Below are 12,835 nucleotides of genomic sequence, written 5' to 3' on the forward strand. Positions count from 1 at the left end.
GCGAGAAGCCGGTGGGGCGAGAACCCGACGGCTGCTACTCCAGAAGGGTGATCACCAACAGGCGACAGAGGACGAGCACAGGTAAGTTCCACGCGTTGAGGCGAGAGCCTTCCCCGCGGAGGCTCTCGGAGAGCCCACGTTGTGGAGCGCTGGAGCATGTCGCCCGAGGCCGTCCTCGTCGCAGTCCCGGCGGTGCTGGGTGTGGCCACAGTGGTGGCACTGCCTCTCGGACGGTACTTCGGGGCCCGTGCGGGGTATCCGCTCGCCTTTCTGGCGGCCACGAGTGGTGCCCTGCTGCTGGTGCTGCTGCCCGAGGTGCTCGAGGCTCCGGTCACCGTCACGGGACGCTGGATTCCGGCGCTCGGTGCCGAGTGGAGTCTGCATCTCGACGCGCTGGCGCTCGTGTTCGGGTTGGTGGTCACGCTGGTCGGCGCCGTCGTGCTGGCCTACTCCGCCCACTACCTCGACGAGGAACACAACTCGGCGCGGTACTACGGCGAACTCCTGGGATTCGCGGCGTCGATGACGCTGCTCGTTCTCGCCGGTGACGCGCTCACACTCTACGTCGGCTGGGAAGGCACCACCCTCACCTCCTACGCGTTGATCGCCTCCGCAGCGGGGGGTTGGCTCGCTGCGGTCCGCGCGCTGCTGATCACCTTTGCCGGCGGGCTCGCGCTCCTGGCCGGAATCCTGCTGGCCGCGGCGGAACTCGACACGCTGGTGTTGCTCGAGCTGGCCGATGCGAGCCGGTGGGCCTCCACGCCGCTGGTGGCGTTCCTGGTGCTGCTCGTCGTGGCTGCCGCCGCCAAGTCCGCGCAGGCACCCTTCCACGTCTGGTTGCCGCCCGCGATGGTGGCGCCCACTCCGGTCAGTGCGTACCTGCACGCCGCGGCGATGGTGACGGCCGGCCTCTACCTGCTGCTGCGCTTCGCGGAGCCGATCGCCGCCCACCCGCCGGTGGCTGCCATCGTCGCCGTGCTGGGCACCGTGACCGGGGTGTTCGCGGCCGCGGCGGCGATGCGCAGGAAGGACATGAAGGAGCTGCTGGCGTACTCGACGATCAGCCAGCTCGGGTTCATGATCGCTCTGGTGGGCGTGGGCACCCGCGCGGCGATCGCAGGCGCCCTGGTCTCCTTCCTCGCGCACGCCACCTACAAGAGCTCGCTGTTCCTGGCCACCGGCGTCTACGATCACCTGTTGGGGACGAGGGAATTGCCGCAGCTCGCCGGTGCCGGTCGCCGGATCCCACTGGCCACTGCCGCGGTCGCCCTCGCCTGCCTGTCGATGGCCGGACTCCCTCCCGCGCTGGGATATGTCGGCAAGGAAGAGGCGCTCAAGGGGATGTTGTCCCCGTCGTCCGTCCTGCGGACCGTGATCGTGGTGGGCATCGCGGCCGCTCTGGTGCTGACCTTCGCCTACACCGTTCGGGTCGCCGTCGCGGCCCTGCGCGGTGTCGGCGACCGCACCGGCCACGCGCGGAACGCGTCCCTGCCGCACCCGCACCTGTTCTCGCTCGGGCCCGTACTGCTCGCGGCCACCACCGTCGGTCTGGGGATCGTCGCCGCCAAGGTCACGCCGCTGATCGACGCCGCGGTCGAGGACTCGATCGGGCGGCCGCCGTCACAATCGCTCGGGCTGTGGCACGGGATCACCCCGGCGCTGCTCACCTCACTGGTGATCTACGCCGTCGGCGGGGCCGTGTTCGGGCTGTGGCGCGCACGCGGCTGGTGGCGGGCCCTGCCGGATGATGTGGGTGCCCGGTGCTTCGACGGGTTCGGACGCAGGCTGCGTGCGGCCGGTCGTCCCGTCGAACGGGTCGTGGCCCATCCCTCGCCCGCGGTCCACCTCGCGATCGTCTTCGCCGCCGTCGCCGTGGTCGTGTGGCTCGCCCTGGGACACCGGCCCGCCGGTACCGCCGTGCCCGCGGCCGACTCGGGCCCCCGGTGGATCGTCTCGCTGCTGCTGGCTGTCACGGCCGTTGTCGTGGCCCAGGTGCGTGGCCGACTGACCGCGCTCGCGGTGCTCGGTGGCGTGGGCTTCGTCATCGCAGCCTGGTACATCCTGCACGGCGCACCGCAGCTCGCCGCCGTGCAGCTCGTCGTCGACGGGCTCACGGTGGCGCTGGCGATGTTCGTGCTGCGGCACCTGTCGAGTGAGTACCCGCAAGTGTCGCGTCGGCGCCGCCTGGGTGCGGCTGCGGCGGCGCTGCTCGGTGGCAGCGCGTTCGCCGGCCTGTCACTGTTCCAGCGCACTCCGGCCCTGCCCCGGGCCTCGGAAATCTACCTCCACGAAGCCCAGTCCTCGAGCACCGGGAACCTGGTGACCGCGATCCTCACCGAGTTCCGGGCACTGGACACGCTCGGCGAGACCACGGTGATCGCGGTGGCCGCGATGGGGGTCGTCGCCGTGATACGGATGGAGCGGGAAAGCCGATGAACACGGTCATCTCCCGGATTGCGGCGCGCGTGATCGCCCCGATCGCCATCGGGCTCGGGATCTGGCTTTTCCTGCGAGGGCACTTCTCCCTCGGTGGTGGTTTCCTCGCGGCGGTGGTGGTCGGCCTTGCCGCCGTGTTCCGGTGGGTCACCATCAGGGCGCGCACCATCGAGCGGATCGTCGACCGCGGCATCGTCGGACTGGTCGGTACGGGCCTGCTGGTGATGATCGGCTACGGGTTCGCCGGGTTCCTGTGGGCCACCGGATTTCTCGGCGCGAAGACCGCGCACCCGCACGTCCCCGTCCTCGGAACGCTGTCGGTTCCCTCCACGCTGCTGTTCGAACTCGGTATCGCCGTGACCGTCATGGCGGTCGTGGTGGCGGTGATCCAGGAGCTCGGGAGGGACGAGGAATGAGCGACGCGATCGCCACGGGCATGCTCGCCGCGGCGGGAATCTACCTGCTCATGCAGCGCGGGTTCGTGCGTGCGGTCATCGGATTCCTGCTGCTCCAGCACGCGGTCAATCTGCTGCTCATCACCGCGCGAGCACCGCAGCGCGACGAGGCGCCGATCGTTCCGCTCAACACGCCGTCGGACCCGCTCGGGCAGGCATTCGTTCTGACCGCGATCGTGATCGGCCTCGGATCCGTTCTCTTCCTGCTCGCCGTCGCCCTGCGCTACTCCCGGCTGCGCAACGCCGCAGTCGTCGAGCAGCATCCGCCCGATTCCGCCGCACGGTCCTCCCGCGACCCGGGGGCCACGGGGGCCGATGGCCGGGACGACCGAGCCGACGGCGGTACGCAGGGGGGAGACGAGCTGCCGTGATGAAGACCCAACTGCTGTTGATCGCCCCGCTGATCGCCCCGCTGACGGCGGCAGGCATCGCGGCGCTCGGTCGCGGACGGCGCGGTCTCCAGCGTGTCGCGAGCACGGTCGCGCTCGTGGTCGTCACCGGTGCCGGCACACTGCTCACACTGCGGGCAGTGCCCTCCGGGGTGGTGCACACGGTCATCGGTTCGGAGACGGCACTGACCGGTATCGCGCTCACCGCGGACCCGTTCGGTGCGGCGTTGGTGGCCGCCATCGGCCTGCTCACGACAGTCGCAGTCACCACGACGGCAGGGACCGGGGACGACCACCATCCCCTGCAGCATCCGCTGTTGCTCGTGCTCGTGGGGGGCGCATGCGGCAGTTTCGTCGCGGGAGACCTGTTCAACCTCTTCGTGATGTTCGAGGTCGTACTGATCGCCAGTTACGTCCTGCTGGTTCTGCACGGCGGGCTTCGACAGTTCCGCGCGGCCGCCGTCTACGTCATCGTGAACCTCGTCGGTACGGTACTGCTGCTCGCCGGTATCGCCGCCGTGTTCGCCGCCACGGGCACGGTGAACCTGGCACTGCTCGCCGAACGGCCCACCGTGGCCGCCGGGGCGATGCCCGGAGCGGCTCTCGTGCTGATCGCGTTCACGTTGAAGGCGGGCCTGCTGCCGTTCTCCGGGTGGCTCGTCGTCGGCTACCCCGCCACCCGGCGCACCACCATGGCCCTGTTCGCGGGCACGATGACCACGGTGGGCATGGCAGCGCTGTACCGGGTGGCCCTGCTCGCCTTCGGTGACGCCGAGGTGCTGCGGACCGCGGTGCTGGTCGTGGCGGTGGCGACCGCGCTGCTCACCTCGCTGGCCGCTCTCGCGGCCGCGGACCACGGCCGGGTGCTCGCGCTGCTGATCACGACCCAGGTCGGGTTCATGGCCCTCGGCTTCGGGCTCGGAACCGTCGCCGGTATCGCCGCCGGTGTGTTCTTCGTCCTGCAGGACGTGCTCGTCAAGACTGCCGTGGTCCTTGCCTACCGTTCCTGCGGTGAACACCACCCGCCGGTCATCCGGGGCATCGTGACCGCGAGCTTCGCGGTGCTCGCCCTGTCCCTGGTGGGGTTTCCGCCGCTGGCCGGATTCGTCGGCAAGGCGCTGCTCGTGGAGGCCGCGCTGGAGGCCGGTGCGGTTGTTGCCGCCGCGGTGGCGCTCGCCGCGTCGGCGATGACGCTCGCGGCGCTGCTGCCGCTGTGGTGGCACATCACCGGCAACCGCGACGGGGGCGGGGAAGGGACGGCGCGACGGCTCCGTCCCGGCGCCTGCGCCGCTCCTGCCGCGGTGGTCGCCGTCGCCGCCGTCGCGGTGGGGATCGTGCCGGGCTGGCTTCTGGCGATCGCCGGAGCCGCCGCGGAAGTGCTCGCCGACCCGGCCGGCTATGCACAGGAGGTGCTCGGACCGTGAGTGTGCTGCGACGGATCGCGAACATCGCCATGCTGGTGCTGTTCTACTTCGGTGATCTCGTGCAGGCCAATCTCGAGCTGACGTGGGTGCTGATCACGCCCGGCACCGTCGAGCCCGCCGTGATCGCCGTCGAAGTGCACACCGACAGCCCGTGGTTGATCACGGCGTTCGCGAACCTCATCACCCTCTCACCCGGCACGACCACGTTGGAGGTGGCCGACGACGGGTCCGAGATCTATGTCCACCTGCTCACCACACGTCCTCTCGGCACGATGCGTGCCGACCTGATGGCTCTCCAACACCGACTCCTGAAGGCTGCGACATGAGTCCCATCGACCTGCCCCTCGGTATCCTCGCCGCTGCGTTCGCACTCACGCTGATGCGCATCGCGACGGGCCCGTCCCTGGCCGACCGGGTCACCGCCGCCGAACTCGCCTTCGTGGTCCTGCTCGCCGGGATCGGCCTGCTCGCCGCGCGGCTCCACTCGACCCACGCGCTCACCGTGGCGGTCATCGCCGCGCTGTTGCAGTTCATCGCCACAGCGGCATTGGCCGCCTTGCTGCTCCGCGCCGAGCCCCGGGAGCACGAGCTGCCATGACCTGGATCGGAACGGGAATCGCCACCCTCGGCGCGCTCCTGTGCCTGGTCGCCGCCATCGGGCTGCTGCGATTGCACGATGCCCTCTCCCGCCTCGCGGTGACCACCAAGGCCAGTACTCTCGGCCTGCTGTTCTCCATGATCGGAGTGGCCGTGCTCTTCCCCGAGATCGACGCCGTGGTGAAAGCCGCGGCCACCCTCGCCTTCCTGATGCTGGTGACGCCCATATCCGGGCACCTCATCGGTCGGGCGGCCTATCGCGCGGGCCTCACCGGTACGCTCCGCGTCGACGAGCTCGCCGAAGCCGAGGCGCGTGCCCACCACGGTGGTGATGGAGGCACCGGTACCGCCCTGCGGTACGGCTCGGAGGATGACGTCACGGACGACATGGAGGACTGATCCCGTTGACGTGGCCGCAAGCGGCCGAAAGGCCGAAAAGGCCATCGCTGCGCGTGGCTGGTTGCTGCGGGGCAGGGCGTCCGTGACGCGGAACGAGAGGGGTCAGTGCGTCTCCGCGTGCGCGGTTTCCAGGGTGTCTCGGACGCGGGTCAGGGAGTCTTGTAGCTCGGTGAGTTGCCGGTGGGTGAGCCGGCTGGTGGTGTGACGTTCGAGCTCGCGCCATGCTGCTCGTGCTGCGGACACCTGCTGTCGCCCGTGGGCGGTCAGTGAGACGGTCATGGCGCGACTGTCCGTTTCGGATGGCGACCGTTCGATGAGGTCGGCTCGCTCCATCGCCTGCAGTGTGGCGGTCACGGTCGACCGGTCTCGTCCGAGATAGGTCACAAGCGCTGGTTGCGGAGCGGGTTCGTGCTCGTCGAGGTAGAGGAGGACGAGCTCGTGCGGTGGGGTCAGGCCCGCGCCCCGTAGAAGCTCCGTGCCCAGTCGGGCGTGGGCGCGTACCACCTGCAGGAGCACAGACCCGACAGGGGCGACATCGATCTCTACCCGCGTTTCCTGCGTGTAGGCCGTGCGCTGCTTACGGCGGCCGGGGGTTGCTGACTGTGGTTCTGCGCAGCTCATGACACGAAAAGTACCAGGGATTGCGGGCATGCCAACGGCCTTGGTAGTTTGTTGGCACGCCAACAGAAACGGGAGGTGCGTCGAATCGCGACGTGGTCGTGCTCGGTTCTGGTGATCGGTGCGATAGGGGCGCTGTTGGATACCACGATCGTGGCGATCGCGGAGGCCTCTCGGGTGCGTTCTCGCGCTCGGTCGCGGTGACCCAGTGGGTGACCCGGCCTCTCTGCTGGCATGGGAGTCGTCATCCCGTCCGCAGCTTTCTCGGGCACTTTCGGCTCGGTCGTTGTCCTGACCGCCCTGGCCGTCACCGTGTCCAGGCTCCTGCCCGAAGGCCCGGCCGGCATACCCAGCCCGCCGACTCACCTCGATCTGCAGACGAAAGGAACCCACGATGCGCATGGTCGTCGCTGATCGCCCTGGCAGTCCGGAGGTGTTGAAGCTGACGGAGACTCCTGACCCGCACCCCACACCCGGGCAGGTGCGCATCGCCGTCGAGTACGCGGCCGTCACGTTCATCGACACACAACTGCGTGCCGGTACCTCGGCAGCGCCGCCGCCTGGGTTCCCGGTCGTGCTCGGGAATGGAGTGGGCGGGAGAATCGACGAGGTCGGAGACGACGTGGACCGGGACTGGCTCGGCACCGCAGTCGTGGCGGCGACCGGCGGAACGGGCGGATACGCCTCCGCAGTGGTCATCGAACCTACCGCTCTGCATCGGGTGCCCACCAACCTGGCGCTGGCCGAGGCGACAGCCGTGCTGGCCGACGGGCGCACCGCCCTCGCCTTGATCCGGCGAGCCAGCATCACCGCCGACGATATGGTGATCGTCACCGCTGCGGCAGGAGGCGTCGGCACCCTTCTCGTCCAACTCGCCTCAGCGGCAGGAGCCGGCGTCATCGCCCTTGCCGGCAGCGATGACAAACTGATCCACGCACGTGAACACGGCGCCCAGCAAGCCATCAACTACCGCCACCCCGACTGGGAGCGCCAACTCACCGGCGGTGCAGCCAACGGGGTCACCACCGTGTTCGACGGTGTCGGCGGCTCCACTTCCGCCACCCTGACGCAGCAGCTCCGCAGCGCCGGGCACTACCTGCAGTACGGAACCGCCAGCGGCGCACCCGGCAACGTGTCTTCGCATGATCTTGGCCGCCGCCACATCACGATGTCTTCGCTCGCCGATCTCATCGCCGGGCCCGAGGACAACGCATCCCTGGTCGACACCGCGCTTGATCTCGCCGCGCAAGGCCGGCTACGTCCCGTGATCGGACAGACCTACCCGCTCGCCGCCGCCGCATCCGCCCATACCGACATCGAAGCCCGCCACACGAACGGAAAGACCCTCCTGCTGCCATGACCGCACCACCGACGACCACCGCGCCCACCGTGTCGTCCCGGACGGAGTCCGCGCTGCGAATGCTCGTGCTCATCCTCAGCGAATCGTGATCGTGATCCCCCGAGTACAACCACAGCTACTCCGGCACGCTGAAGAATTTCATCGACCACTTTCTCCCCGAGCGGTCCGGTCGACCGATCGCACTCGTCGGCTACGGCGGCGTAGCCGGGGGCCTGCGTTCCATCGAACACCTTGCTTTCTGCACCGGTACAACCATCACCGCCACCACACCAGCATCGGCGCCCCACCTGCCCACCGCATTCCTGACCTGACGGGACAGGACAGCTAGTCCTTGCCCGCGGCACTGCCCGCCGGGGGTTTGATGCGGATGACGCGGTCGTCACTGGAGACCGCCTCACCCCCGTCCCTGTTCGCCGTGCCCAGCCAGAGCAGCCCCTTCGAACCGAGTGCTGCCGCGGAGAACCTGCCGTAGGTGTCGACCATGACCTTCTGCGGTTCTCCGGTGAAGCCTCCTTGCGGGGCGGGGTGCATGGTGTACAGCGCCGAGGCATCGGTCAAGGTCACCACCACCAGCCCCGGGGTCGCCACACAATCGGAGGCACCCGGCCGGTTCCGCCAGGTCCAGGCGGGAGTGCCGAGAGGTTCGCCCAGCTGCACCCGATGCAGGGTCTGTGGATCGCTGCCGCGGTCGGTCACCCAATGTGCCGCTCCGCCGCCGGCGACACACAAGCCGCCGGGGTCGGTCAGACCGGAGGAGACGATCGGAGACCCGGGGTCGGGATTACCCGCGGCGGGTTCGCCGAATGCGTTGATACGAAGCACCTTGCCCGCCAGGGAGGTGGCATCGGCTGCCTCTTCCGATGAGCCTGCGTTGCCCGTGGCGACGAGCAGTGCTCCCCGGTCGTCGGCGGTGATCGCTCCGGAATTGCCGCGCGGTCCGCGGGGAATGCCGGTCAGGATCGGTTCCGGGGGGTCTTCCGGAGCGACTCGCACAACCCGGTTGTCGGTCGACGTGCTGAGGTAGGCATAGATCAGCTGGTCCTCGGCGTAGCTCGGCGACAGCGCGAGTCCGGTCAGGCCTCCACCGCCTGCGGGATCCACGGGGATGCGTGCGATCTCCACCGGTTGCTGCCCTTCCTGCACGCGCAGGATCCTGCCGGTCGTGCGCTCGCCGACCAGCGCGCCCGTCCCTTGGGGCAGCGCCACGAGAGCACCGACCGGCTCCAGGCAGGTGGCGACGACAGCGGGGTCGGGATCCTTGCAGCCCTGTGGAGGTGGCGGCGGTTCTCCCGGCGCCTGCGAGCGTGGAGGTGGAGGAGGAGAATCCTGCCCCTCGATGTGGGGTTGTGGGCCCGCCTGCGGTTCCAGCGAGGGCTGTGCATGCCAGTCCCGCGGACGGCCGTCGGGAAACTGGGCACACCCGGTCACGAAAATGCCGGTGGCCAGCACTACGCTCAGCAGTCTCCGGGTCCGGTGTCGGGCAGCACCGTGCGGAGACCGGTGGTGGAATAGCGAAGCTGCCACGGGGACCGACTCTATCTGCGCGCGCGTGAACACGGGGTGAGCCCGCGACGCCGAACGCCGGTCCGTACGAAGTGGCCGGTTTTCGGCGGTGGCTCCTCGCCCCGGCATCGGCGATGCCCTAACCTCTGCCACTGTGAGTAGCCACGACGATCGCCCCCGTGGCGAGGGCGACTATCCAGAGGACCATGACCACAGCAACGCGCCGGCCGCGGAGGAAGGCGTGCACTCCACGACGCAGCCCGTCGCAGCCGTGGCCTCGCAGGACCGGGCGGCCGGAGACCACCGCGATCTCGATGTCGCGACTTTCGACGACGAGGCCTACAGCGACCCGGAGATGGCGTGGGGCTATGACGTCGATCAGTACGACGAGCCGTTTCCGGGGCGCGAGCCATTGCGCTGGAATGCCGGAGCCGACCTGGGGCTGCTGATCCTGCGTGTGACTCTGGGTGGGGTCTTCATGGCGCACGGGGCGCAGAAGCTGTTCGGTCTGCTGGGGGGGCCGGGGCCCGGTGGGTTCGCGCGCATGCTGCAGCAGATGGGTTTTCGCCGGAACGAAACACTGGCATTGGTGACGGGCGCGACCGAGCTCGGGGGTGGTGCCCTGCTGGTGCTCGGCTTGTTCACCCCGCTGGCCGCGGCCGGACTCGTGGGAGTCATGGTCAACGCCCTTGCCGTGAAGTACGGTTCCGGCTTCTTCGCCTCCTCCGGAGGGGTGGAATACGAGCTCGTCCTGGCAGGGCTGGCACTCGGGTTGCTGTTCACCGGGCCCGGCCGGGCGGCGCTGGACAACGGGCGGTCCTGGTTTCGCCGTCCGCTGGTCGCGGGGTTCCTCGGTCTGGCGGTGGCAGCCGCGGCTTCGGCGACGGTGTTCCTCCTGTTCCACGGGAGGCCCTGATCCGGTGGGAATGACCGGCCCGCCTGTGCCGGGGCGTCCGTCACCCGAGACGGGTGTCCCGGCGCTCAGTCGGGTGTTTTCGCCGGTTCGTGCTCGGGCTCGGCCGTGGGGTCGGAGATCCGGTCATCGCTCATCGCGGCAAGGCGGGGCAGGTCGCGGACGCGGACGGCGGGCAACCGGATCTCCCGTCCGGAATGCAGGACCGCGCGGACCCAGCGCCGCTCGTTGATCCGCAGTGAGCGCAGCTCGTCCCATCCGATGCGGAACGTGCGCACGGCGGTGCGTGCCACGAGTCCGCCGGTATCGACGGTGGTCCGTACGCGCAGCACCCAGACGAGCAGTCCCAGCGGCAGGATGTACAGCCACAGCAGCCACGGGGCCGCAGCCGCGGCGGGGGAGACGCACACCGCCACCGTGAGGACACCGATGATCGACAGTCGCGTGATGCGGAAGGTCAGCCGAGCGGGCAGGGCCGCCGGTTGCCGGTTCTCCTCGGCCTCGCCCTGCTCGTCGTGAACAGCCGTGCTACCGAGACGGCTGTCCGTGTCGGCGTCGTGGTGGCCGGAATCCGCTGAAGACTCGTTCACTCCCCCATGCTCTCACCGGGGTGGATGGTGAGCACGCGCATACCCGCACGGGCACGTCCGATCCGCCGGGTCCTTCTCCTGCCGCACCGGAAGTGTCCAGAATGCGGGAAGACCTTCCCGTAAGTTTGACGCCACGGGCTCTGCGCCGCTATGGTTCGTGCCATGCTGCGCATCAACGACATTCTCGTACTTCCCTGGCGCGTCGACGCCTAGGAAGTTCGCAACGTCGACGCGCCAACCCTCGTACGGCCCAGTGTGGCCGGCGGGGGTTTTTTCGTGCCCGGCCTACATCATCGACCGTGAGGCAAACCCGATGACCAGCGCCAATACCAGGCAGAACCCGGTTCCGGCCCCGCCGCCGGGACACACTCCCAAGCCGGCACCGCCCAGCGGCGCCCCGGTGAGAGCGACCGGTGCGCAGGCGCTGGTGCGCTCGCTGGAGTCCGCGGGCTGTGAGGTCGTGTTCGGTATTCCCGGTGGCACGATCCTCCCTTCCTACGACCCCCTGCTGGATTCGACGAAGGTGCGCCACGTCCTGGTGCGCCACGAGCAGGGCGCCGGCCACGCCGCCACCGGTTACGCGCAGGTCACCGGAAAGCCCGGTGTGTGCATGGCCACATCGGGGCCCGGTGCGACGAATCTGGTCACCGCGCTGGCCGACGCGCAGATGGACTCCGTCCCGGTGGTGGCCATCACCGGTCAGACCGCGCGCGGCATGATCGGTACGGATGCCTTCCAGGAAGCCGATATCTGTGGCATCACCCTGCCGGTGACCAAGCACAACTTCCTGGTGACCGATCCCGCGGAGATCCCCCGCATCATCGCCGAGGCCTTCTACATCGCCTCCAGCGGCCGGCCGGGGCCCGTGCTGGTGGACATCCCGAAAGACGTGCAGCAGGCGATGACCTCGTTCTCCTGGCCACCGGAGACGCGACTGCCCGGCTACCGGCCGACCAGCAAGCCCCACGGCAAGCAGGTCCGGGAGGCCGCCAAGCTCATCACCTCCGCCCAGCGCCCGGTGCTCTACGCCGGTGGTGGTGTGCTCAAGGCGGAAGCCTCCGAAGAACTGAGGCAGTTGGCCGAGAGCACCGGTATCCCGGTGGTGACGACGCTGATGGCGCGCGGTGCTTTTCCGGACTCGCATTCGCTGCACCTCGGAATGCCCGGGATGCACGGCGCGGTCGCGGCCGTCGCGGCGATGCAGCGTTCCGATCTGCTGATCGCGCTGGGCACCCGCTTCGACGACCGAGTCACCGGTCAGCTGTCGAGTTTCGCTCCTGATGCCAAGGTCGTGCACGCCGATATCGATCCGGCGGAGATCTCCAAGAACCGCGTCGCCGATGTGCCGATCGTCGGTGACTGCAAGGACGTGATCGCCGATCTGGTCGAGGCCGTCGAGAGCGCCGCCGAGGAGAGCGGCAAGGCCGATCTCGCTCCGTGGTGGAAGCAGCTCAGCAGCTGGCGCGAGACGTTCCCACTGGGTTACGACTGGCCCGAGGACGGCACTCTCTCACCGGAGTACGTCACCGAGCGACTGGGCAAGCTGGCCGGGCCGGAGGCGACCTATGTCGCGGGTGTCGGTCAGCACCAGATGTGGGCGGCACAGTTCATCGGCTACGAGCGGCCCCGCAGCTGGATCAACTCCGGCGGGTTGGGCACGATGGGGTACGCGGTGCCCGCCGCGATGGGGGCCAAGGCCGGGGAACCGGACCGCCAGGTCTGGGCCATCGACGGTGACGGCTGTTTCCAGATGACCAATCAGGAGCTGGCCACCTGTGCCGTCGAGGGCATCCCCATCAAGGTCGCCATCATCAACAACGGGAACCTGGGTATGGTTCGTCAGTGGCAGAACCTGTTTTATGCCGAGCGCTATTCACAGAGTGACCTCGGCACCCACAAGCACCGCATCCCCGACTTCGCGATGCTGGCCGAGTCGCTCGGCTGTGTGGGCCTGCGGTGCGAGTCCGGTGAGGACGTCGACAGCGTCATCCGGCAGGCAATGGAGATCGACGACCGACCGGTCGTCATCGACTTCGTGGTGGGTAAGGACGCCCAGGTGTGGCCGATGGTGGCCGCGGGCACCGGCAATGACGAGATCATGGCGGCACGCGGGATCCGCCCGCTGTTCGACGACGAGGAGAAGTGAGCGCG

At 69.1% G+C, this 12,835-nt stretch carries 13 protein-coding genes and 1 pseudogene; 11 read left to right on the plus strand and 3 right to left on the minus strand.

The window, feature by feature from the left end:
* Positions 1–156 precede the first annotated feature (156 nt).
* The 7 genes from mbhE to mnhG are packed head-to-tail and all read left to right on the plus strand — an operon-like array spanning position 157 to position 5,700.
* Positions 157–2,436: a hydrogen gas-evolving membrane-bound hydrogenase subunit E gene (gene mbhE, locus DFQ14_RS20055; protein WP_114454892.1), complete on the plus strand. Its 2,280-nt coding sequence runs from the start codon at positions 157–159 to the stop codon at positions 2,434–2,436.
* Positions 2,433–2,852 carry an MnhB domain-containing protein gene (locus DFQ14_RS20060; protein ID WP_114454893.1) on the plus strand — a complete coding sequence of 140 codons (420 nt, stop codon included), beginning with the start codon at positions 2,433–2,435 and terminating at the stop codon, positions 2,850–2,852. Before mbhE ends, DFQ14_RS20060 begins: the two co-directional genes overlap by 4 nt.
* Complete coding sequence (locus tag DFQ14_RS20065) at positions 2,849–3,262, plus strand: sodium:proton antiporter (RefSeq protein ID WP_114454894.1); 414 nt, start codon at positions 2,849–2,851, stop codon at positions 3,260–3,262. Before DFQ14_RS20060 ends, DFQ14_RS20065 begins: the two co-directional genes overlap by 4 nt.
* The gene (locus tag DFQ14_RS20070; RefSeq protein WP_114454895.1) at positions 3,262–4,704 is read left to right on the plus strand and encodes a proton-conducting transporter transmembrane domain-containing protein; all 1,443 of its coding nucleotides are present in this window, start codon (positions 3,262–3,264) and stop codon (positions 4,702–4,704) included. Before DFQ14_RS20065 ends, DFQ14_RS20070 begins: the two co-directional genes overlap by 1 nt.
* A complete protein-coding gene (locus DFQ14_RS20075; RefSeq protein WP_114454896.1) occupies positions 4,701–5,030 on the plus strand; it encodes a Na+/H+ antiporter subunit E in 330 nt (109 codons plus the stop codon). The genes DFQ14_RS20070 and DFQ14_RS20075 overlap by 4 nt, the downstream gene beginning before the upstream one ends.
* The gene (locus DFQ14_RS20080; protein ID WP_114454897.1) at positions 5,027–5,302 is read left to right on the plus strand and encodes an MrpF/PhaF family protein; all 276 of its coding nucleotides are present in this window, start codon (positions 5,027–5,029) and stop codon (positions 5,300–5,302) included. Before DFQ14_RS20075 ends, DFQ14_RS20080 begins: the two co-directional genes overlap by 4 nt.
* A complete protein-coding gene (mnhG, locus tag DFQ14_RS20085; RefSeq protein ID WP_114454898.1) occupies positions 5,299–5,700 on the plus strand; it encodes a monovalent cation/H(+) antiporter subunit G in 402 nt (133 codons plus the stop codon). The genes DFQ14_RS20080 and mnhG overlap by 4 nt, the downstream gene beginning before the upstream one ends.
* 102 nt (positions 5,701–5,802) lie before the next feature.
* Here mnhG and DFQ14_RS20090 read toward each other — a convergent pair whose 3' ends face one another.
* Positions 5,803–6,321 carry a MarR family winged helix-turn-helix transcriptional regulator gene (locus DFQ14_RS20090; RefSeq protein ID WP_246195504.1) on the minus strand — a complete coding sequence of 173 codons (519 nt, stop codon included), beginning with the start codon at positions 6,319–6,321 and terminating at the stop codon, positions 5,803–5,805.
* A gap of 391 nt (positions 6,322–6,712) precedes the next feature.
* Here DFQ14_RS20090 and DFQ14_RS20095 point away from each other — a divergent pair, with 391 nt between their 5' ends.
* Both DFQ14_RS20095 and DFQ14_RS20100 read left to right on the plus strand, forming a co-directional pair.
* On the plus strand, positions 6,713–7,678 hold the full coding sequence (locus DFQ14_RS20095) for a zinc-binding dehydrogenase (RefSeq protein ID WP_114454900.1): 966 nt from the start codon (positions 6,713–6,715) through the stop codon (positions 7,676–7,678).
* A 107-nt stretch (positions 7,679–7,785) separates the two neighbouring features.
* Positions 7,786–7,989, plus strand: a pseudogene (locus tag DFQ14_RS20100) (NADPH-dependent FMN reductase); the annotation flags it as partial.
* Between the two features lie 13 nt (positions 7,990–8,002).
* Here DFQ14_RS20100 and DFQ14_RS20105 read toward each other — a convergent pair.
* Positions 8,003–9,202, minus strand: a complete 1,200-nt coding sequence (locus DFQ14_RS20105; RefSeq protein ID WP_338072638.1) for a PQQ-dependent sugar dehydrogenase — start codon at positions 9,200–9,202, stop codon at positions 8,003–8,005.
* 133 nt (positions 9,203–9,335) lie between these two features.
* On the opposite strand from DFQ14_RS20105, the gene DFQ14_RS20110 reads away from it, so the two are divergent.
* The gene (locus tag DFQ14_RS20110; RefSeq protein WP_170206322.1) at positions 9,336–10,097 is read left to right on the plus strand and encodes a DoxX family protein; all 762 of its coding nucleotides are present in this window, start codon (positions 9,336–9,338) and stop codon (positions 10,095–10,097) included.
* 65 nt (positions 10,098–10,162) lie between these two features.
* On the opposite strand, the gene DFQ14_RS20115 is transcribed toward DFQ14_RS20110, so the two are convergent.
* Positions 10,163–10,684 carry a PH domain-containing protein gene (locus tag DFQ14_RS20115; RefSeq protein ID WP_114454902.1) on the minus strand — a complete coding sequence of 174 codons (522 nt, stop codon included), beginning with the start codon at positions 10,682–10,684 and terminating at the stop codon, positions 10,163–10,165.
* A 313-nt stretch (positions 10,685–10,997) separates the two neighbouring features.
* Between DFQ14_RS20115 and DFQ14_RS20120 the strand changes: the two genes are divergently transcribed.
* Entirely contained in the window at positions 10,998–12,830 is a 1,833-nt protein-coding gene (locus tag DFQ14_RS20120; RefSeq protein ID WP_114454903.1) for an acetolactate synthase large subunit, read from the plus strand.
* Positions 12,831–12,835: the final 5 nt, after the last annotated feature.

It is taken from the genome of Halopolyspora algeriensis, from assembly GCF_003337235.1.
Taxonomy (GTDB): domain Bacteria; phylum Actinomycetota; class Actinomycetes; order Mycobacteriales; family Pseudonocardiaceae; genus Haloactinomyces; species Haloactinomyces algeriensis.